15 protein-coding genes and 1 pseudogene are annotated in these 20,854 nt (G+C 65.8%); 6 read left to right on the top strand and 10 right to left on the bottom strand.

Annotated elements, in window-relative coordinates:
• The first annotated feature begins 25 nt into the window (after window positions 1–25).
• From SBA_RS20205 to SBA_RS20195, 3 genes are all read left to right on the top strand, one after another.
• The gene (locus tag SBA_RS20205; RefSeq protein WP_261937421.1) at window positions 26–2,968 is read left to right on the top strand and encodes a TonB-dependent receptor domain-containing protein; all 2,943 of its coding nucleotides are present in this window, start codon (window positions 26–28) and stop codon (window positions 2,966–2,968) included.
• A gap of 61 nt (window positions 2,969–3,029) precedes the next feature.
• Window positions 3,030–3,899, top strand: coding sequence for a shikimate dehydrogenase (locus SBA_RS20200; protein WP_261937420.1), 870 nt, complete (start codon window positions 3,030–3,032; stop codon window positions 3,897–3,899).
• A 22-nt stretch (window positions 3,900–3,921) separates the two neighbouring features.
• Complete coding sequence (locus tag SBA_RS20195) at window positions 3,922–5,790, top strand: bifunctional sugar phosphate isomerase/epimerase/4-hydroxyphenylpyruvate dioxygenase family protein (RefSeq protein ID WP_261937419.1); 1,869 nt, start codon at window positions 3,922–3,924, stop codon at window positions 5,788–5,790.
• 44 nt (window positions 5,791–5,834) lie between these two features.
• Here the strand turns inward: SBA_RS20195 and SBA_RS20190 are convergent, their stop codons facing one another.
• The 4 genes from SBA_RS20190 to SBA_RS20175 form a co-directional block, all read right to left on the bottom strand.
• Window positions 5,835–6,635: a MucR family transcriptional regulator gene (locus SBA_RS20190; RefSeq protein ID WP_261937418.1), complete on the bottom strand. Its 801-nt coding sequence runs from the start codon at window positions 6,633–6,635 to the stop codon at window positions 5,835–5,837.
• A 234-nt stretch (window positions 6,636–6,869) separates the two neighbouring features.
• Window positions 6,870–8,282: an efflux transporter outer membrane subunit gene (locus tag SBA_RS20185; RefSeq protein ID WP_261937417.1), complete on the bottom strand. Its 1,413-nt coding sequence runs from the start codon at window positions 8,280–8,282 to the stop codon at window positions 6,870–6,872.
• Window positions 8,272–9,438: an efflux RND transporter periplasmic adaptor subunit gene (locus SBA_RS20180; RefSeq protein WP_261937416.1), complete on the bottom strand. Its 1,167-nt coding sequence runs from the start codon at window positions 9,436–9,438 to the stop codon at window positions 8,272–8,274. The genes SBA_RS20185 and SBA_RS20180 overlap by 11 nt, the downstream gene beginning before the upstream one ends.
• 19 nt (window positions 9,439–9,457) lie before the next feature.
• A complete protein-coding gene (locus SBA_RS20175) occupies window positions 9,458–12,655 on the bottom strand; it encodes an efflux RND transporter permease subunit (protein ID WP_261937415.1) in 3,198 nt (1,065 codons plus the stop codon).
• A gap of 251 nt (window positions 12,656–12,906) precedes the next feature.
• On the opposite strand from SBA_RS20175, the gene SBA_RS20170 reads away from it, so the two are divergent.
• A complete protein-coding gene (locus SBA_RS20170; protein WP_261937414.1) occupies window positions 12,907–13,824 on the top strand; it encodes a LysR substrate-binding domain-containing protein in 918 nt (305 codons plus the stop codon).
• Between the two features lie 149 nt (window positions 13,825–13,973).
• Here SBA_RS20170 and SBA_RS20165 read toward each other — a convergent pair whose 3' ends face one another.
• A complete protein-coding gene (locus tag SBA_RS20165; RefSeq protein ID WP_261937413.1) occupies window positions 13,974–14,894 on the bottom strand; it encodes an ROK family protein in 921 nt (306 codons plus the stop codon).
• Window positions 14,895–15,111: 217 nt separating this feature from the next.
• On the opposite strand from SBA_RS20165, the pseudogene SBA_RS20160 reads away from it, so the two are divergent.
• A pseudogene (locus SBA_RS20160) lies at window positions 15,112–15,432 on the top strand (MaoC family dehydratase); the annotation flags it as partial.
• Entirely contained in the window at window positions 15,429–16,265 is an 837-nt protein-coding gene (locus tag SBA_RS20155; protein ID WP_261937412.1) for an HpcH/HpaI aldolase/citrate lyase family protein, read from the top strand. The pseudogene SBA_RS20160 and the gene SBA_RS20155, both read left to right, overlap by 4 nt.
• Here SBA_RS20155 and SBA_RS20150 read toward each other — a convergent pair.
• The 5 genes from SBA_RS20150 to SBA_RS20130 form a co-directional block, all read right to left on the bottom strand.
• Window positions 16,262–16,612: a dihydroneopterin aldolase gene (locus SBA_RS20150; RefSeq protein ID WP_261937411.1), complete on the bottom strand. Its 351-nt coding sequence runs from the start codon at window positions 16,610–16,612 to the stop codon at window positions 16,262–16,264. The genes SBA_RS20155 and SBA_RS20150 overlap by 4 nt on opposite strands.
• A gap of 1 nt (window position 16,613) precedes the next feature.
• A complete protein-coding gene (locus tag SBA_RS20145; protein ID WP_261937410.1) occupies window positions 16,614–17,471 on the bottom strand; it encodes a bifunctional 5,10-methylenetetrahydrofolate dehydrogenase/5,10-methenyltetrahydrofolate cyclohydrolase in 858 nt (285 codons plus the stop codon).
• A gap of 3 nt (window positions 17,472–17,474) precedes the next feature.
• Window positions 17,475–18,332: a formyltetrahydrofolate deformylase gene (gene purU / locus SBA_RS20140; RefSeq protein WP_261937409.1), complete on the bottom strand. Its 858-nt coding sequence runs from the start codon at window positions 18,330–18,332 to the stop codon at window positions 17,475–17,477.
• 27 nt (window positions 18,333–18,359) lie between these two features.
• On the bottom strand, window positions 18,360–19,223 hold the full coding sequence (locus tag SBA_RS20135) for a methylenetetrahydrofolate reductase (RefSeq protein ID WP_261937408.1): 864 nt from the start codon (window positions 19,221–19,223) through the stop codon (window positions 18,360–18,362).
• Between the two features lie 187 nt (window positions 19,224–19,410).
• The gene (locus SBA_RS20130) at window positions 19,411–20,802 is read right to left on the bottom strand and encodes a DUF1593 domain-containing protein (RefSeq protein ID WP_261937407.1); all 1,392 of its coding nucleotides are present in this window, start codon (window positions 20,800–20,802) and stop codon (window positions 19,411–19,413) included.
• Window positions 20,803–20,854: the final 52 nt, after the last annotated feature.

The following is a 20,854-nucleotide window of genomic DNA, read 5'->3' as shown; positions in this document are numbered from 1 at the left end:
TTAGTAATAAAAACGGGAGGATGGAATGAAGACAGGTTTCACCATGCAGCTTCGTCTCGGCGGATCGCTGGCCGCACTGGCGCTCGGCGCCTGCACATCACCGCTCTGGGCGCAGGATCAGGCCGCCCCGGCGCAGCAGGCCGGCGACGCCGCCGCCGCCGACCAGCCGGCCACCGCCGACATCGTCGTCACCGGATCGCTGATCGCCCGCCCGAACAATGTCGCGGTCAGCCCGATCGTCACCGTCTCGGATGAACTGGTGCAGCAGAGCGGCCAGATCACGCTGGAAGATTCGCTGAACCAGTTGCCCGGCTTCACCCCTTCGGGCAATGCCGGCACCGGTGGCCAGGGGGCGGGCGGTCGCGCCACGCTCAACCTGCGCGGCCTTGGCTCCAACCGCAACCTCGTCCTGCTCGACGGCCGCCGCCTGCCGCTGTCCGACATCAACGGCAATGTCGACATCAACATCCTGCCGGAATCGATCATCGGCTCGGTGGATGTCATCACCGGCGGCGCCTCGGCGATCTACGGGTCCGACGCCATGTCGGGCGTCGTCAATTTCAAGACCGACAAATATTTCGACGGCATTCGCGGCGACATCCAGAACGGCAACAGCTTCCGCGGCGACTATGGCAAGTTCAACGCCTCGTTGGCGCTCGGCACCAAATTCGCCGACGATCGTGGCCGCCTGATGCTGGCCTTGAGCTATGGCCAGCGCGATCCGCTCTCCGGTTCGCAGCGCAGCTTCTTCAACGACAAGGTGCCATCGTCCTTCATCGGCACCGGCACCTTCGTCCCCAATGCGCTGAACCTGCCGAACGCGGCCGTGCTTAACGGCCTGTTCGCCAGCTATGGCGCGACCACGCCGATCAACCCGACGCTCAATCTCGGCTTCAACAATGACGGCTCGCTGTTCGTCCAGACCGGCGCGATCAACTATAAGGGGCCGACGACCGGCGCCTATGCCGTGGTCGGCGGCAATGTGCGTATGCCGGTCGGCCCGCAGCTTCAGATCCTCAACGCATTCGAACGCAAATCCGCCTTCGCCAAGGGCGAATATGACCTGACGGACGCGTTGACCGCCTATGGCCAGTTCCTCTATGTCGACTCCACCGTCACCACCGAAAGCGGCGGCAGCCTGACGCAGTTCGCGCCCTTCACCACCATTCCCGTCACCAATCCCTTCATTCCCACCGATCTCTCCACCCTGTTGGCGTCGCGCGCCAACCCGGCCGCGCCCTTCCGCTGGAGCGCCCGCTATGTCGGCATCGGCGACAAGGGTTGGGACGAGAATTACCGGGTTCAGCAATATCTGGGCGGGCTGAAGGGTACGCTGGCCGGATCGTGGAAGTTCGACGCCTTCGCCTCCTATGACGAAACCGTCCATAACCAGTCGATGTTCAACGCGGTGCTGAAATCGCGGGTGCAGACCTTGCTCAACGCGCCCGATGGCGGCGCCTCGCTCTGCGCGGGCGGTTTCAATCCTTTCGGCATCGCCAACGCGACCAGCCTGTCGCGCGAATGCCAGCAATATATGACCGCGACGATCAACAGCCGCGAACGGCTGACGCAGACCCAGGTCCAGGGCCAGGTCAACGGTCCGTTGTTCGACCTGCCGGCCGGCCCGGTCCAGCTCGCGCTGCTCGCCGGTTATCGCAAGAACACGTATAAATATGACCCCAGCTCCGACCTCGTCTCCAACAATGTCGAGGGTGTCGTCGGCTCCAACCCGGCGCGGGGCGAGATCAGCGTCAAGGAATTCGCAGCGCAGATCGACGTCCCGCTTCTGTCCGACACGCCCTTCTTCCACGAACTGGGCGTCGGCGCGGCCTTCCGCTATTCGGACTATAAGCCCAGCGGCAGCGTGAAAAGCTATGAATTCGACGCCCGCTGGCAACCGGTCCAGTCGCTGCTGATCCGCGGCAGCTACCAGCGCGCGGTGCGTGCGCCCAATATCGGCGAACTCTTCTCGCCCGTCACCGGCTCGCAGCTCGCCATCGGAACGCCGCCGCTCGCCATCGGCGATCCCTGCGACGTCCGTTCGGCGGCCCGCACCGGCGCCAATGGCGCGCAGGTCCGCGGCCTCTGCCTGGCGCAGGGCATTCCCGCCGCCGCGATCGACGCCTATCAGTTCGCCACCACCGCCACCGGCGGCAATATCCAGGGCAACAGTGCCCTGACCCCGGAAAAGGCGAACACCTTCAACGTCGGCTTCGTCTACAATCCCAAATTCTCGTCGCCCTGGTTGTCGGGCTTCTCCTTCTCGGTCGACTATTATAATATCAAGATCCGCAACGTCATCTCGACCATCAATGGTCTGACGGTCCTCGCCAAATGCTATAATCTCGATGGATCGAACAGCAGCTATTCGAACAGCAACGAATTCTGCCAGCTGGTCCAGCGCGACCCGACCGGTCAGCTCGTCGCCATCGCCCAGCCTTATCTCAACCTCGGCGCGCTCGACACCGATGGCGTCGATGTGCAGGTCAACTGGTCGCTGCGCCTGTCGGACGCCGGCATCGGCGATGGATCGGGGAAGATCTACGCCTCGTCCGCCATCGGCTGGCTGAACCATTATAAGGTCCAGACCCTGCCCGGCTCGGCGGCGCAGGATTTCGTCGGCACCAGCACGCCGGGCCGTCCGCTGCCCAAATGGAAGGCGCTGACCACCGTTGGCTACAGCTCCGACGTGTTCGGCATCGGCCTGCGCTGGCGCTATCAGGGCAAGCTGCGCGACATCAGCGCAATCACCTCGCCCGCGGCCGAACAGGTGGGGGTCAAGCCCTATAATCTGTTCGATATCTTCTCGACCGTCGACATCAACGACAATCTGCAACTGCGCGGCGGCGTCACCAATCTGTTCGACAAGGGCATTCCCTTCGTCGCCAGTTCGCAGAACGGCACGGATGCCGGCACTTACGACATGGTCGGCCGGTCCTTCTATGTCGGCGCGAAGTTCAAATTCTGATCTCCCCTCGGTCCCCGTCATACTCTGACGGGGACCACCCTTTTATTCGGATCGCCATCCCTTGACCCAGTCACGCTCCGTCCCGCGCTACCTTACCGGCCTGATCGGCCGCGACATCCAGGCGTCGCTGACGCCGCGCCTGCACGAAAGCGAAGCGGATGCGCAGGGCATCCGCCTCATCTATCGCCTGTTCGATTTCGCCGCCGACGGCATGACCGGATCGGACCTGCCGCGTCTGCTCGACGCGCTGCACCTCGCCGGTTTCGCGGGCGTCAACGTCACCCATCCCTATAAGCAGGCGGTCATCGCCCATCTAGACGAACTTTCGCCCCAGGCGGCGCAGATCGGTTCCGTCAACACCGTCGTCTTCCGCGACGGGCGGCGCATCGGCTACAACACCGACGTCAGCGGTTTCGCCGAAAATCTCCGCTCCGGCCTGCCACAGGGCGCCGCCATGACCCGCGTCGTCCAGATGGGCGCCGGCGGGGCAGGGGCCGCCACCGCCCATGCGCTGATGGATCTGGGCGTGACGCAACTCACCCTGTTTGATTCCGACACCGGCCGCGCCACCGCGCTCTGCGACGCGCTCTGCGGCGTGCATGGCATCGGCCGGGCGGTCGTCGGCCATGATCTGTCTGCGGCCATCGCGCTGGCCGACGGCATCGTCAACGCCACGCCCATGGGCATGGCCGTGCATCCTGGCTCGGCGATCCCCCGCGACCTGCTCGACGCCCGGCTATGGGTCACCGACATCGTCTATTTCCCGCTGGAAACCCAGTTGCTGCGCGAAGCCCGCGCCGCCGGTTGCACCACGCTCGACGGCAGCGGCATGACGATCTTCCAGGCTGTCGGCGCCTTCCGGCATTTCACCGGCCGCAGCGCCGATCCCGTCCGCATGGGCGGCAGTTTCCGCGCCGCGCTGCAAAGCTGACATAGAGGGAGGATATGCGATCATGAGCCTGCAATGCGGCATCGCCACCGTCTCGCTCAGCGGCACGCTGGAGGAAAAGCTGCGCGCCGCATCCGCCGCGGGCTTCGACGGCGTCGAGATTTTCGAAAACGACCTGATCGCCTCGCCGCTGCGCCCGCGCGAAGTCCGTGCGATGCTCGACGATCTCGGCCTCGCCTGCATGCTCTACCAGCCCTTCCGCGATTTCGAAGGGATGCCCGGCGCCATGCGCCAGCGCGCCTTCGACCGGGCGGCAGCGAAATTCGACCTGATGGGCGAACTGGGCGCCCGTCACATCCTTGTCTGCTCCAACTGCTCGCCGCACGCGCTGGGCGAACGCAACCGCATCATCGCCGACTTCCAGCAACTGGGCGCCGTCGCCGCCACCCGCGACATCATCGTCGGCTATGAAGCGCTCGCCTGGGGCCGCCATGTCTTCGACCATCGCGACGCCTGGGCGATTGTGGAAGCGGTCGATCATCCCAATATCGGCATCATTCTCGACAGCTTCCATTCGTTGTCGCGCGGCATCCCCAGCGAGAGCATCCGCTCCATTCCGGGCGACAAGATCGCCTTCGTCCAATTGGCCGATGCGCCGAAACTCGATATGGACCTGCTCTACTGGAGCCGCCACTTCCGCAACTTTCCGGGGCAAGGCGGTTTGCCGGTTGAAGCCTATGTCGCGGAAATATTGGCGACCGGCTATAGCGGCGCCTTGTCACTCGAAATCTTCAACGACCGGTTCCGCGGCTGGTCGGCCGACCTGATCGCCGCCGACGGACTGCGCGCGCTGCGCCATGTCGAGGATTCCGCCTTGCGCCTGCTCGACCGCCCGACCGTCGCCCCATCGCCGCCGTCCCATGTCCGCCCCGAATTCGTCGAATTCGCCGTCGATGATGCGGATGTCCCGGCGCTTGAAACAATGTTCGGATCGCTCGGCTTCATCCGCACCGGCGTCCACCCGGCCAAGGCGGTCAGCCGCTGGCAGGCCGGGTCGGTCAACCTCGTCATCAACGCCGAACCCCATGGCTTCGGCCATGATTTTCATAGCGTCCACGGCCCGTCCATCTGCGCTGTCGGCCTCGTCGTGCCGGATCGCGATGCGGTCGCCGCGCGCGCCGCGCATCTGGGCATCCGGGCGGTGGACGATTCCGACGCGCCGGGCAACCTCGCCTTCCCGGCGCTGCGCGGCATCGGCGGCAGTCTCGTCTATCTGATCGGGGAGGGAGAGGCCGATGCCATGTGGGCCGGCGAATTCACGCCCACCGGCGCGCCCTATGACGCATCCCCGTTCGCCATCGATCATCTCGCCGCGGTCGTGCGGATCGAGGAATATCTGTCCTGGCAACTCTACTGGCGCTCGCTCTTCGGCTTGCAACAAAGTTTCCAGGCCGATGTCATCGACCCGTCCGGGCTGGTATTGAGCCAGCCGCTCCAGTCGCCGGACGGCGCGCTGCGTGTAACGCTCAATGCCTCCGAGGCGCTCGGCACCTTGTCGTCGCGCTTCGTGGAACATAATCTGGGCGGCGGCTATCAGCATATCGCCCTGTCCACGCCGGATCTGCTGGCGACCGCCGGCCGCATGGCCGTAAAGGGCGCCGATATCCTGCCGATCCCACCCAATTATCATGACGATATCGCCGCCCGCTTCGGCCTGGACGACCAGCGCATGGCAGCCTTGGCGCAGGCGAATATATTATACGATGCGGATGGCACCGGCGAATATTTGCAACTCTACAGTCGCGCGTTCCGCAAACGCTTCTTTTTCGAATTTGTCGAGCGCGACAGGTATCAGGGCTATGGCGCGCCCAATGCCAGCATTCGCCTCGCCTCGCAGGAACGCTATAAAAAGGCGGCGACCGATCCGGAATGATCGCCCGCGCGGCGCGCCGCCCATCCGGACGGCGCGCTCGTCTGTCAGGACGTGGCGTCGACCGCCTCGCTCTTGGCCGCCTTGATGCCCAGCTTCCTGCGCGGTGCCTTGGCCGGGCTCTTCGCTTTGACCGGCTCCGCCGCCGCTATGGGCGTTTCGACCGTAGAAATCGTCGGCGCGGCCACCGCCTTGGGTTTGCGACCGGGCTTCTTGGCGGCCGGTTTCGGCGTCGCCGCGGTCTCGACGTCCGCTCCGGCCGGGACGCGGTCGCCCTTGGGTGCTGCCTTTGCCTTGGGCGTAGCGGCGGCAGGGGCGGGCGTGGCCGCAACGGCGGGCTTCTTGCGGCTGGCCTTGGGCTTGGGCGCCGCTGCCTTCGCTGCGCTTGCCGGCTTTGGCGCGGGCGCGGCCGATGCGGCCTCCGCAGCGGCCGCTGCCGCGCGCGCCTGCGTGCCGCGCTGGCCCAGGCCCAGCTTCTGCGCTACTGCGCGGCGCTGGTCGGAATAGGCCTGCGCCACCATCGGATAGGATGCGGGCAGGCCGTAACGTTCGCGATAATCGGCCGGGGTCAGGCCATGGGTGGCCAGATGCCGCTTGAGCGTCTTGTACGGCCGCCCATCGATCAGGCTCAGAATATGCTCGCGCGACGCAATGCTCTTGCGCACGCTCACCGCCGGGACATGTTCGACCGTCTCGACCGGCGCGGGCGCAGTCTCCGCGATCAACGCCGCGCGCGTCGACTGGATCAGCCCCGCCAGGTCATCGCTGGCGACTGTGTTGTTGGCGACATAGGCGCTCAACAACTGGACGGTCAGGCTCGTATAGTCGGGCTGTTCGATGTCGGCCATGGGAATATCCTATCCAGAAAAGGGCGGGCCGGGGCGTAGGATTGGCTGGCCCGGTTGCCCTTTTGCCGCCCCCCGGCGCTTTTGTCAAAAGCATGGCTGGCGGCATGGCGTGCAAGGCATCTCGTCGTGGACGAACACTGGTCAAGATGGTCGCTGGGACGGTCGCGATCCCCTGCTAGTCTTGCAACGACTGGACCTCTACTTCAATTGGTCCGACGCCCGTATTTCATCCGTTCAGGCGGCGGCCGGCGATCCGCCCAGCGCCTTGACCAGTGCGATGCTCGCCCGCATCCGTTCGATCTCCGCGGTCAGCAGCGCGCTCTGCGAATCCAGCGCATCGGTCTGGGCGGTGACGACCTCCAGATAGTCGGACGCGCCGTCGCGATAGCGGGTGAAGGCCAGGTCGCTCGTGCGCTGCGCCGCCTGCGCCGCATCGCGCTGGTCGACCAGTTGCACCGACAGGTGGTGTAGTGCCGCAATGCCATCCTCCACCTGCCGGAACGCGCCCAGCACGGTGTCGCGATAGAGCGCGGCCTGCTCCTCATATTCCGCGCGCGACAATCTGACCTGTGCCCGCCGCTTGCCACCGTCGAACAGGGTCAGCGCCGCGGCCAGCGGCCCCAGGCCCCACACGCTGTTGGGCGTGGTCAGCAACTGGCCGTGCGTGGTCTGCCAGCCGCCGCTCAGCCCCAGCGTAAGCGAAGGAAAAAAGGCCGCGCGCGCCACGCCGATCCGGGCGTTGTTGGCGAACATGCGCCGCTCCGCCGCCGCCACATCGGGCCGTCGCTGCAACAGGGTGGACGGCGCACCGGTCGGAATGGCAGGTGCGCTCAGCGTCTGCACACGCGCGGGAATCGAAAAGTCGGAAGCGACCGCCCCGGTCAGCGCCGCCAGTTCATGCTCGGTCGCGGCGCGATCATTCGCCACCGCCGAAATCCGCGCCCTGGCGTTGCTCAATGTCGTGCGCGCACGATTGACGTCGATGCCCGATGCGATGCCGCCGTCATGCCGCGTCCTGGTCAGTTGATAGGCGCGCTCGAATGCATCCACCGACCGGTGCAGCAGGTCCGCCTGCGCATCCAGCCCGCGCAGCCGCGCATAGGCGTCGGCTACCGCCGCCTGCAGGCTCAGCCGCGCCGCCGTCAGGTCGGCCTCGCTCGCCTGCGCGTCCGCCCGCGCCGCCGTCACGCTGTTGCGGATGCGACCCCACATGTCCAGCTCATAGTCGAGCGCTGCGCCGATCGAAAAATCATTGTAAGTCCGCGCATCGCCATTGCCCTGGAATCGGTTGCCCGACACGCGCTGGCGCGCGGCATCGCCGCCCACGCCCACGGTCGGCAGCAGGTCCGACGCCTCGACCCGCGCCACCGCGCGCGCCTGGTCGTAGCGGGCCAGCGCTGCCGCCAGCGTCGGGCTTGCCGCTTGCGCCCGCACCTCCAGGTCGTTCAGCACCGGGTCGCCGAACGCTTCCCACCACGGCCCGCGCGGGACCGCATCCATCGGCGTGGCGACGGTCCAGCCGGCCATCTCCTTATAGGCTTGCGGCGCGGCGATCTGCGGCGGCTGATAGGCGGGCGCCATGGAACAGCCGCCCAGCAGCGCCAGCCCCAGACACAGCCCCGCGCGCGCCGCGGCCCTAGCCGGCATGGGCCGCACCCTTGCCGCTGCTCTGCACGCTCACCTTGTCGCCCGACTGGATCGAATCCGGCGGAGAATCGATCACCCGCTCGCCGGGCTTGATCCCGCTCGCCACCAGCACCGTCGCGCCTTCGTCGCGGGCGATGCTGATCGGCCGCACGGTCACGCGGCTGTCGCGGCCGACCACGGCGACGGTCGGACCGTCATTGCCATAGAGGATCGCACTACCTGGCAAACTCAATCCATTGCCGCCGCCGTGCCCGACATCGAAGCGGACCTGGGCGAACGCGCCCGGCTTCAACGCGCGGTCGGGATTGGCGGCCTGCAATTCGACCAGCACCGCGCCCGACTGGGCATCGACTGCGCCAGCGCTGCGCGTCAGCGCTGCGGTGAAGCTGCGGCCGGGAAATTCGGGCAGGGTCAGCGTGGCCGGCATCCCGACCTTCACCTGCGACGAATAGCCCTGCGGCACGCGCACATAGATACGCATCCGGTGGATGTCGGACACGGTGAACAAGGGCTGCGACGCCGCATTGCCCGCCACCACCAGCGCGCCGATCTGCGCCGACCGGCTCGTCACCACCCCGTCGAAGGGCGCGGCGAGGCGGGTGAAGCCCTGCAACGCGCGCAGCCGCTTCACATTGGCCAGCGCCGCGTTGGACAGCGCCGACTTGGCCGCCAGGTCGCCGGCCTTCTCGTCCGATTCCTGCTGCGACACCGCGTCCTTGGCCAGCATCGCGCTCCACCGCTTGGCCGTCGTCCCCGCCAGCCGCTGGTTCGCCAGCGCGGTCTGGTAATCGGCCTGCGCCTGCGCGAGTTGCTGGTCGATCTCCGGCGCATCGAGCACCGCGAGCGACTGGCCCGCCCGCACATTGTCGCCGATATCGGCCAGCCAGCGGCTGACATAACCGTTGGTCCGCGCATAGATGGCCGCGCTGTTATAGGCCTGGACATTGCCCGGCAGCACCAGCGCCCCGCCCTTGGCGTCGCTCTGTGGCGACACGATCGCGACCGCCGGGATGGACGCCTTTTGCGCCGTGTCGCGCAGATCGTTGGTCGCGTTGATCCGCGTCGCTGCGCCGACCGCCACGACCGCCAGGGCGATCACGCCCGCGCCGATGCCCACGCGCTTCAGCATCCGGCTGTCGGGACCGCTCGCGGTCATATCTTGCGAAGGCTGACTGTCATGCATGGCTGGGCTGATATTCCATCTGGGGATCGGTGGCTTTTTGGCGGCGGTGGACGAAGGCGAAGATGACGGGCACGAAGAAGAGGGTGGCGATGGTGGCGCAGACCAGTCCGCCGATCACGGCGCGGCCCAGCGGCGCATTCTGCTCGCCGCCTTCGCCCAGGCCCAGCGCCATCGGACCCATGCCGATGATCATGGCCAGCGCGGTCATCAGCACCGGGCGGAACCGCACAAGCCCCGCCTCCATCGCCGCCTTGGTCGCGTCGCCCAGCTCGGCCAGCTTCTCCCGCGCGAAACTCACGACCAGGATCGAGTTGGCGGTGGCGACACCCATGCACATGATCGCGCCGGTCAGCGCCGGGACCGACAGGGTGGTGCCGGTCACGAACAGCATCCACACGATCCCGGCCAATGCGGCGGGCAGGGCGGTGATGATGACGAAGGGATCGACCCAGCTCTGGAAATTGACGACGATCAGCAGGTAGATCAGCACGATCGCGCCCGCCAGGCCAAAGCCCAGCCCGGAAAAGGCGGTGTTCATCGTCGCATATTGACCGCGCATGGTAACGGTCGCGCCCTTGGGCACTTCGCCCTCCAGCGCCTTGATCGCGGCGTTGATATCGCCCGCCACTGCGCCCAGGTCGCGGCCCTGCACGGTCGCATAAATGTCCAGCACCGGCGCGATATTATAATGCGACACCACCGGCACCGTGCTCGACCGCGCGATCGTGGCCAGGCCGCCCAGCGGCTGCACCGCGCCATTGCTCCCCGCGGCGGCCGATACCGGCACATTGGACAGGTCGCTGATCGACCCCATCAGATATTCGGGCGCCTGCGCCACGACGGGATAGGATACGCCGCTCTTGGGATCGACGAAGAAGACCGGCGCGGTCTGCGCCGTGCCTGCCAGCGAACTGGCCAGGCTGGTCGTCACGTCCCGCTCGGTCAGCCCATATTGGCCCGCGCGCGACCGGTCGACATCGACGTCGAGCTGCGGTGACCGCCCCGGCTGCTGGATGCGCGCATCGGCCAGGCCGGGGATGGTCGCGACCTTCGCCAGCAGCTTCTGCGCATAGGCGCGGTTGGCCGCGGCGTTCTTGCCCGCGATCTGGATGTCGATCGGGGCGGGCGCGCCGAAATTCAGGATCTGGCTGGTGATGTCGGCGGGCAGAAAGGCGAAGCTCGTGCCGGGGAAGCGGCGCGGCAATTCCTCGCGCAGCGTCGCGACGATCTCGTCGGTCGGGCGATGCCCCTTCTTCAGCGCGATCAGCATGTCGCCATCCTGCGGGCCGATCGTACCGCTATTATTGTAGACGGTATTGATCGAGCTGACGGGCAGGCCGATATTGTCGGTGATGGCCTCCAGTTCGGCGGCCGGAACCAGTTGCTCCACCATATGGCTGATCCGCTCGAACCGCGCGGCCGTATCCTCGATCCGGCTGCCCACCGGCACGCGGACATGCATGGCGATCTGGCCCGAATCCACCGCCGGGAAGAAATTGCTGCCCAGCATCGGGAGAAGCCCGAAGGACAGGAGGACCAGCCCCATGAACCCCAGCAGGAAGGGCTTGCGCGCATCGAGCGCCCGGCGCAGCAACCCGACATAGCCATGGCGGATCGTCTCGAACGTCTTCTCGAATCCGCGCTGGAACCGCACGAAGATGTTCCGCGACCCGGCGCTGCCAGCCATGTGCGCGTCGCCATGCTCGACATGGGGCTTCAGCAGATACATCGCCATCGTCGGTACCAATGTCCGCGACAGGATGAAGGATGCGATCATCGCGAACACCACCGCCAGCGCCATCGGCACGAACAGGAATCCCGCGACGCCGGGCAGGAAGAACATCGGCACGAACACGATGCAGATGCACAGCAAGGACACGAAGGCCGGCGTCACGATCTGCGCCGCGCCGTCCAATATGGACTCCACGACGCCCTTGCCCTGTTCCAGATGCCAGTTGATATTTTCGATCGTCACCGTGGCGTCGTCGACCAATATGCCGACCGCCAGCGCCAGCCCGCCCAGCGTCATGACGTTCAGCGTCTGGCCGAACATGGCCAGCGCCGCCACGGCCGACAGGATCGCCAACGGGATCGACAAGGCGATGATGACGGTCGACCGCCACGATCCCAGGAACAGCAGGATCATCAGCGACGTCAGCGCCGCGGCCAGCGCGCCTTCATGGATCACGCCCTCGACCGCCGCCTTGACGAAGATCGACTGGTCGCCGATCATCAATATCTTCAGGCTCTCGGGTAATGTTTCACTGATCTTGGGCAGGGCTTCCTTCACTCCGTCCACGATCGCCAGCGTCGATGTCGCGCCGTTCTTCAGCGCCGTCAGCAGCACCGACCGCCGCCCCTCGACATGCACCACATTGGTCTGCGGCCCGTTGCCGTCGCGGACATAGGCGATGTCGCGCATATAGATGGTCGCGCCGTTCACCACCTTGACGGGCAGGTCGTTCAGCGCCTCGATCGTGCCGGGCGCATTGTTCAGCCGCACGCTATATTGGGTCGCGCCGATCTTGACGAAACCGGCCGGGTTGATCTGGTTCTGCGCCGCGATCGCCGTGCCGACATCCTGCGCCGTCAGCCCCTTGGACTGGAGCGCGACCGGATTGAGGTCGATCTGGATCTGCCGCTGCTTCCCGCCCGAAGGATAGGGCATGGCGAGGCCCGGAATAGTGATGAGCGGCGGACGGATCTGGTTCTGGCCCAGGTCGAACAATTGCTGCTCGGACAGTCCCTTGCCCGACAGCGCCAGTTGCAGGATCGGCACGGTCGACGCGCTATAGTTCAGGATCAGCGGCGGCGTGATGCCGGGCGGCATCTGGCGCAGCACGGTCTGCGACACCGATGTCACCTGCGCGGTGGCGGTGCGGATGTCTGCGCCCGGCTGGAAATAGATTTTCACGATGCCGATGCCCTGCATCGACTGGCTTTCGATATGCTCGATATCGTTGACCGTCGTGGTCAGCACCCGCTCATAGGGACTGATGATCCGATTGCCCATATCTTCGGGCGGCAGGCCGGAATATTGCCACGCCACCGCGATCACCGGGATGCGGATATTGGGAAAAATGTCGACGGGGGTGCGGATCGCCGCCATCAGGCCGACGATCGCGATCAATATCGCCATGACGATGAAGGTCAGCGGCCGATGCAGCGCAACCTTGACGATACCGATCAATCCACGACTCCCGCCTTCATCGCGCCGGCGCCCGCCGCCGGATGCTTGATGCCTGCCTCCCCCCATGGAAAGGGTCGCGAGAGGCACAACGGGGGGCGGCGATCAAACCGCCATATCGTTCCCGTCATGCTCTGCGGAGGCGTTGGATTCTAGTTTCGAAACGCCACCCTTGATCCGCGCCTATGCGCAGTTGTCTATTTCGTGTCCAATATATAATAAAGCATGATTGATATCGATGGCGACCTGATCTGATGGACCTGAGACATTTGCGCTATTTCCTCTGCGTGGCCGAAGAAATGCATTTCGGCCGCGCCGCGCAGCGCCTGGGCATGTCGCAACCGCCGCTCAGCCAGCAGATCCGGGCGCTGGAGCAGGAACTGGGTGTCCGCCTGTTCGATCGCACCAGCCGCCGCGTCGCCCTGACCGAAGCGGGCCGCCTGTTCCTGCCCGAAGCGCGCAAGACGCTGGCCCAGGCGGATCATGCGGCGCAGGTCGCGCGTCAGGCACAAAATGGCCATCTGGGCCGGCTCGCCATGGGCTTCACCGCCTCAGCGCCGTTCGTGCCGCAGATCGCCGACGCCCTGTATGATTTCCGTCAAAACTTTCCACAGGTCGACCTCAAACTTCACGAACTCGGCCGCGACGATCAGGTCGCGCGGATCGAGCGCGGCGATCTCGACATCGGTATCATTCGCGGCGTCGAACCGCCTTCGCTCCCGCCGGGCCTCCAGGCCATCTGCCTGCTGGACGAAGAGATGCTGCTGGCCGTACGGCAGGACCATGAACTGGCCCGGCAAACCGCCGATCCCGGCATCGCCGATCTCGCCGGCGTCCCTGTCGTCCTCTACGCCACCACCAGCAGCGCCGACTTCAACGACCATTTCTTCGCCCTGTGCGATCAGGCGGGGTTCAAGCCCGATGTCACGCTGGAAGTCGGTAGCTTCGCGACCTTGCTGGGGTTGGTCTCCGCAGGCTTCGGCGCGACTATTCTCGCCAGGTCGCTGTCTCGCCTGCATGTCGAAAAACTGATCCTGCGCCCGCTCTTCCCGCAGGTCAGGACGCGCCTGTGGATGATCCACAAGGATGATTTGCCGCCGACGGCTCAGGCCTTCCGCGCCGTTATCCTCCAGGCGATATCACGGCATGACGCCAAGCCGAAAGATGCATGAAAATGCATATAAGTAATTGATAAATAACGGTAATATTGATTTTGTCGATCAACGCTCTCGATACGTTCAAAAAATATGTATGATTTTCAATATGTTATAAGGCGTCACTGACTGGAAAACACGCTATAATTGTCGCACTCCTTGTCGCATCAGACCCGCCCGGTGCCCTCCAGCGCATCCATCGCCAGCGCCACCGCGCCCAGCGGCCCGGCCTGATCGCCCAGCACAGGCGGACGGACGATCGCGCCCACCGTGTCTTTGGTGACGAAGGACAGATAGCCCGCCAGTTGCGCCACCAGCCTGGTCCGCACGCGGTCGAGCAGGTCGGTCCGCCCCATGCCCACGCCCCCGCCGATCAGCACCTGCCGCGCCGCCGTCGTCAGCAATATCGTGCCGACCATCTGCGCGATATCATGGGCGACATCGTCCCAGCGCGGATCTTCGGCGGGTATCCGGTCGCCCGGCACGCCGAACCGCCTGGCCAGCGCCGGTCCCGCCACCAGCCCCTCGATACAGTCGCCATGGAACGGGCAGGCGCCTGCAAAGCCGTCGCCCGGCGCCCGGCGGGTGAATATATGCCCCAGTTCCGGATGCATGGCACCATGCAACGGCCGGCCCTGCATCGCAAAACCGGCGCCCAGGCCGGTGCCGATGGTGATGTAGCAGAGGCAATCGGACGGCGTCCCGCCTTCGGCCCCCGCACCCCAGCGCAGCTCCGCCAGCGCCGCGCCATTGACGTCGGTGTCGATCGCGGCGGGGCAGGGCAGCACACCCGCCAGCGCGCCATAGATATCCGCCCCGGTCCAGCCCGGCTTGGGGGTCGGCAGCATATGGCCGAAATCCGCCGCCGCCCGATCCAGGCGCAGCGGCCCGAACGACCCGATGCCGAGCGCTGCAAACGGTTCCGCCTCATGCCAGCGCCGCAGCAGCGCGCCCGCCGCACCCAGCGTTTCGGCGGGGGTGGTGGTCGGGATCGACACCCGCTCGACAATCTCCCGCCCGCGGGCCCGCAGCACGAATATCTTGGTCCCGCCCAGTTCGACACCGGCCAGATAGGGCAGGGCGCTCATGCGGCGGCGCTCTGGAGGAAAGGACGGAAAGACATGATGCGCTATGCCCCGGACAGGAAAATTCCGCCCCTCATAGGCGGGCGCGCACCATCCTTCCAGTTTCTGCCCGACCTCGCGCCATCAAACTGCCGATCGGCATAGAAGCTCACGTCCGTTCCCCGAACGCCGCCGCCCCCAGTGCGGCATTGAACTCCCGTTCGATCCGCCGGGCGTGGGTCAGGAAGCGGCCAAGGCCAGCGAGTTCGGCCAGATCCTCGTCAACGGCACCTTCACCTTCGCGCTGATGGTCGGCCTGTCGGTGGGGGACACGACGCTCGGCACGCTGGTCGCCAATCTGGGTTACGACAAGCTGGTCATGCCCCATCCGGTCTTCATCGGCGACACGATGCGCTGCGAAACGGAAGTGACCGACCTCAAGCCCAGCCGTTCCCGCCCCGGCGCAGGCATCGTCACCTTCACCCACCGCCTGCGCAACCAGCGCGACGAAATCGTCTGCCAATGCCTGCGCATGGCCCTGCTCAAACGATCCGACGCATGACGCTGCGCTCGCTGCTCTTCGTGCCGGGGGACCGCCCCGATCGCTTCGCCAAGGCCGCCGCCAGCGGCGCCGACGCGCTGATCCTCGACCTGGAGGATTCGGTCGCACCGGAACGCAAGGCGCAGGCGCGCGCAGCCGTCGCCGACTGGCTGGCGGAGGATCGGAGGATCCCCGGCTTCGTACGCGTCAATCCGCTCGACGGCGACCAGACCGTTGCCGATCTCGCGGCGGTCCTGCCGGGTCGTCCCGACGGCCTGGTCCTGCCCAAGGCGGAGGGCGCGGCCAGCGTCAGGGCCTTGCTGGCGCTGATCGGCGCGAACCCGCCGCCGATCCTGCCGATCGCGACCGAAACTCCCGCCGCGATCTTCCAACTGGGCAGCTACGCCGCGACGACTACGCATCTCGCCGGCCTGACATGGGGCGCCGAAGACCTGCCCGCCGCGATCGGGGCAGCGACCGCGCGCGATGCGGATGGCCGCTACACTGCGCCCTATGAAATGGTCCGCGCGCTCACCCTGTTCGGCGCCCATGCCGCCCATGTCCCCGCGATCGAAACCGTCTTCCCCCGCATCGACGCACCCGATGCTCTCGCCGATTATGTCGCGCGCGCCCGGCGCGATGGCTTTATCGGCATGATGGCGATCCACCCGGCCCAGGTCGCCACGATCAATGCGGGCTTCACCCCGACGGCGGAAGAGCTGGCCCACGCCCGCGCGATCGTTGCCGCCTTCGCCGCCAATCCCGGTGCGGGCGCATTACGCCTCGACGGCAAGATGATCGACCGGCCGCACCTCAAACAGGCGCAGCACATTCTCGATCGCGCCCGACCCTAATCCTTGCGGACGACGACCTCGACCCCGGCCATGCCGCGGGTCAGGGCGAAGGGTTTGTCGACATTGACGCAGGCCTCTACCACGCCGGGCCAGCTCAGGCACTCCGCGCCCAGCCGGTGGGCGAAGGTTTCGATAAGCGGGATATGCAATTCGGACAGCGCCTCGGCCGCCCGTACGATCCGGCGATAGTCGATGGTTTCGCCGATCCCCTCGACCGCGCCGCCGGACAGCAGCAACTGGACCGTGATGACCAGCGGCTGGCGACGGCCGATCTCATCGGGGTTGATGCCGATATCGGCCAGCAGCGGCAACTCCTTGACCCGGACTTTGGTGGTGACGCGTGCCATATCAGGCTATGCTCCTCTGTGCGGCCAGCACCGTGTTGCTCAGCAGGCAGGCGATGGTCATCGGGCCGACCCCACCGGGCACCGGCGTCACCGCCCTGGCATGGTCCAGTTCATGGGTCGCGCAATCGCCCACGATCCGGCTGTTCCCGTCATGATCCACCACCCGGCTGATGCCGACGTCGATGACGACCGCACCGGGCTTGACCCAATAGCCGCGCACCAGATGCGGCGCGCCCGCCGCCGCCACGATCACATCGGCGGCACGGGCTATGTCGGGCAGGTTGATCGTCTCGATATGGGTCACCGTCACCGTCGCCTCTCGCTCCAGCAGCAGCATCGCCACCGGCTTGCCGACGATGTTGGACTTGCCGATCACCACGACGTTCAAGCCGCGATAATCGTCGATCACGCTATCGAGCAGCATCATGATGCCCAGCGGCGTGCAGGGCACCAAACCCTGAGACCCGGTCGACAATCGCCCGACATTGACGGGATGGAAGCCGTCGACATCCTTGGCCGGCGCGATGCGATCCAGCACCCGCCCGGCATCGATACCCGCCGGCAGCGGCAATTGCACCAATATCCCATGCACGCCGGGATCGCGGTTCAACGCATCGATCATGTCGAGCAGCGCCTGTTCGCCGCAATCGGCGGCCATGCGCCGCTCGATCGATCCCATGCCGACCCTGCGACATTCGCTGATCTTGCGCCGGACATAGATGTCGCTCGCGGGATCGGCGCCGACCAGCACGACCGCCAGCGTCGGATCGACGCCGTCTGCCTTCAGCCGCTCGACATCCGCGGCCGTCCGGTCCGACAGCGCGCGCGCCATCGCCCGCCCGTCAATCATCTCGCTCATGGATCAGCCCCGGAAGACGACGGTGCGCGACTGGTTCATGAACACCCGGTCCTGCAGGTGCAACCGCACCCCCTCGGCCAGCACCCGCCGCTCGATGTCGCGGCCGCGGCGGACCAGTTCGTCGGGCACGTCGGCATGGCCGATCATCTCGACATCCTGATGGATGATCGGGCCTTCGTCCAGGTCGGCGGTCACATAATGGGCGGTCGCGCCGATCATCTTGACGCCGCGCTCATAGGCTTGGTGATAGGGCTTGGCCCCCTTGAAGCCTGGCAGGAAGCTGTGATGGATGTTGATGCAGCGGCCCGACAGGAAGCCGGCCAGGTCGTCGCTCAAAATCTGCATGTAGCGGGCCAGCACCACCAGGTCCGCGCCGGTGTCGGTGACGACCTGCTTGATCTGCGCTTCCTGGGCCGCCTTGCTGTCCTTGGTCACCGGGAAGTGGAAAAAGGGCATGTCGCCGATCAGCGACGTATGCAGCACGTCGCGCGGATGGTTGGAGATGATCCCGACCACGTCCATCGGCAGTTCCCCGATACGCTGGCGATAGAGCAGGTCGCCCAGGCAATGGTCCCATTTGGACACCATCAGCACGACCTTCTTGGGCGTGGCCTGGTCCGCCATCGACCATTCCATGCCTGCTTCCGCGGCGATCGGAGCGAAACCGTCGCGCAGCGCGTCCAGCGTCTCGCCCGCGCCGGGCTTGAACGCGACGCGCATGAAGAAGGTGTTGTTCATCGCATCGTCGAACTGCTGCGCATCCACGATGTTGCAGCCGTGTCCGGCCAGATAGCCGGCGACCTTCGCCACCAGGCCGGGCTTGTCGTCGCATTGCAATCGCAGCGTATAGATAGTCGTCACGTCAATCCTCCCACTTGTCCGTCTGCGTCAATGCGCGCGGGCATAGTCGTTGATCCAGGCGACCGTCTTTTCCAGGCCGCCAAAGGGATAAAAATGCAGTCTTACGCGCCCATGCTCCTCGCCCAGCGCCTGTTCGAACGTCTCGACCAGCTTGTCGGGACCAGCGGTGCCGAGCAGCTTCGTAATGGAAATACCATATTTTGCGAGCACCGAAGCGGACGCCCCGACGCCGCACCGCGCGGCAAAGCGCATCAGCGTCTTGATGCCGGCCGGTCCCGGCACGCCGATGCGCACCGGCGCATCGATGCCACGCGCGCGCAACTCGGTCAGCCAGGCCAGGACGGCATCGGCGTCGAACACGAATTGCGTCACGATCAGCGGCGCCATGCCGCGGCGCCCGATCTCGGTGCATTTGTCGAGCAGGACCGACCAGCATTGGTCCGGCGTCATGTTGGGATGGCCTTCGGGATGCCCGCCGATGCCGATGGCCTGGATGCCCGCGCGTTCGAACGCACCGCTGGCGATCAGCGCGCTGCTGTCGTCGTAGGGGCCTTCGGCTTCAGACGGGTCGCCGGCGATCACGAAGCAGCGCCGCACGTCCGCTTCCGCCACGGCCGCCGCCAGATACGCCTCGAACTCGGTGGCTGACGTGATCCGCCGCGCCGAAAAATGCGGCATGGGTTCGAAGCCCAGGCTGCGGACCAGCTTGGTCGCGGCGATGCGGGCCGCGAAATCCTCGCCGGGCAGGAAAGTGACGGCCACGGGCGTTTCGGGCGCGATGGACGGCGCTGCATCACGCAGGGAGTCCACGTCCTTCGCCGTCATTTCCAGCGAATAGCCATCGACCATGTTGACGGGTGGCCGTTCCCAGTTCGGATGAATGACCGGCATATCCTATCCCCTTCAACCTTGCCTCTCCCGACTCTTCCTAGAGCATCGGACTAAATTCGCATAGATGAAATATTCATAGATACGAAATTTCATGAAAATGAGATTGAGCGCCGCACGGGCCGGGGGAATGACGAATGGCGCCACCACATATATGCGGCAGCGTAGCAACAATGGTCTGCGTTCTGGGTCAGGGCGTGACGGTGATGATGGCCCGCCGGTAGCTGGTCAGGGCCGGCTTGCCCAGGTCGCGCGCCTCCAGAATGACATGAAAGCGGGTCTTCTCCTCGACTTGGGGCGCAACGAAGCGCGTGTCCAGCGGATCGCCGCGCTGCAATTCGATGCGGGTATTGCGATTGACCGCCTCGGCTTCGCGATATTGCCACCAGCTATAATCGACCCGATCGCCATCGGGATCGCGCGATCCGGCGGCGGACAGATGCACGACGTCGCCGGCCTTGGCCGCCATCTCGACCGGCGCATTGCCGGCGATCCCGTTGAGGACCAGTTGCGGGACATGATTGGCGCCCTTGTAGTTCGCCTGAAGCGACCATTGGATGCGCGCGGCGAAATTATGCTGGAAGGCGTCGCGCCAGCGCCAGATGGTCGCTTTGTTGGTCTGATGGGTGCGGCCGTCCGCGCCGATCACGAGATCGCTGGTGTCGGTCCAGACGCCGTCCCACTCTGAAACCTTGCCATAGCGGCCGCCCCAACTGCCATAATCGGGATGGTCCGGGTGGCCCAGGCCGTTCGGGATCAGGTACAGGAAACTGGGCGTGTCGCCTTCCATGATGAACTGATAATCGGGATAGAGCGACCCCAGTGGCCCGATCTGCACATTTTCGCGCAGCCATTCCTTGGACACGGTGGTGAAGTCCGGCCCGTCGAAATAATACATGCGATCGCCCGATATGCCGCCCCAGGTGGACAGGTTATAATGGCGGTGCGCGGTCAGGCTCACGATCCAGAACAGGTCGGGAAACATGCGCCTGACCCAGGGGCCGGCATTGTCCTGATCGGAAATGGAATAGACGCGCAGTTTCGCCACGAACTTCCCCACCTCTTCGGGCGTGCGGGTTTCGCGGACCTTCCATAGCGCCTGCGCCAGATCAACCGCGCCGCCCCAGACCGTGATCCAGACGGGGCGGGGATCGGGCTTGTCGACCGCGGCGATGATCGCTGCGGACCCGGCCGTATCCTTGCCCGCGCCGACCCCCGCCATGCCATATTCCGGGCGTCCGGGCTTGACCGCGGCGCGCAGCGCGTCGGCGCTCGGCCAGCCATCGGCATGAACCTTGAGATTGGGCAGCACCTGCGCATAGGCGTCGATGCGACGCAGGATTTGCTCGGGATGGACGCTATCCTTCAGGTGCCGCGACGTGGATGGCACCAGCGCTTCGATGTCGAAATCATTGGCGTACAGCAGGAAGCGGACCATCGACTCCATATCGTCGGGGTCCGACCCGACATCGGTCAGCACGATGACGCGCGAGCGGGGGAGGTTGTTTTCCGCCAGCGGCGCGGCTGATGGCAGGGCGGTCAGCATCAGGGCGCAAAGGATCGCGACCGAACCGAGTTTCATCGATGATCGTCCTCGATGCGGCGGAGGGCGGGGTCTGGCCCCGCCCTCCAGG

The sequence above is a fragment of the Sphingomonas bisphenolicum genome (assembly GCF_024349785.1).
GTDB lineage: Bacteria > Pseudomonadota > Alphaproteobacteria > Sphingomonadales > Sphingomonadaceae > Sphingobium > Sphingobium bisphenolicum.
The sequence above is the reverse complement of the archived record's forward strand: the minus strand, read 5'-3'. Positions and strand labels throughout refer to the sequence as shown.

What these genes read in the sequence shown, in the direction of transcription:
- SBA_RS20135 (WP_261937408.1), bottom strand. Translation starts at nt 19,223, where the DNA reads ATGCCGGTCATTCATCCGAACTGGGAACGGCCACCCGTCAACATGGTC.
- SBA_RS20150 (WP_261937411.1), bottom strand. Translation starts at nt 16,612, where the DNA reads ATGGCACGCGTCACCACCAAAGTCCGGGTCAAGGAGTTGCCGCTGCTG.
- SBA_RS20205 (WP_261937421.1), top strand. Translation starts at nt 26, where the DNA reads ATGAAGACAGGTTTCACCATGCAGCTTCGTCTCGGCGGATCGCTGGCC.
- SBA_RS20145 (WP_261937410.1), bottom strand. Translation starts at nt 17,471, where the DNA reads ATGAGCGAGATGATTGACGGGCGGGCGATGGCGCGCGCGCTGTCGGAC.
- SBA_RS20130 (WP_261937407.1), bottom strand. Translation starts at nt 20,802, where the DNA reads ATGAAACTCGGTTCGGTCGCGATCCTTTGCGCCCTGATGCTGACCGCC.
- SBA_RS20190 (WP_261937418.1), bottom strand. Translation starts at nt 6,635, where the DNA reads ATGGCCGACATCGAACAGCCCGACTATACGAGCCTGACCGTCCAGTTG.
- SBA_RS20170 (WP_261937414.1), top strand. Translation starts at nt 12,907, where the DNA reads ATGGACCTGAGACATTTGCGCTATTTCCTCTGCGTGGCCGAAGAAATG.
- SBA_RS20155 (WP_261937412.1), top strand. Translation starts at nt 15,429, where the DNA reads ATGACGCTGCGCTCGCTGCTCTTCGTGCCGGGGGACCGCCCCGATCGC.
- SBA_RS20180 (WP_261937416.1), bottom strand. Translation starts at nt 9,438, where the DNA reads ATGACCGCGAGCGGTCCCGACAGCCGGATGCTGAAGCGCGTGGGCATC.
- SBA_RS20165 (WP_261937413.1), bottom strand. Translation starts at nt 14,894, where the DNA reads ATGAGCGCCCTGCCCTATCTGGCCGGTGTCGAACTGGGCGGGACCAAG.
- SBA_RS20185 (WP_261937417.1), bottom strand. Translation starts at nt 8,282, where the DNA reads ATGCCGGCTAGGGCCGCGGCGCGCGCGGGGCTGTGTCTGGGGCTGGCG.
- SBA_RS20195 (WP_261937419.1), top strand. Translation starts at nt 3,922, where the DNA reads ATGAGCCTGCAATGCGGCATCGCCACCGTCTCGCTCAGCGGCACGCTG.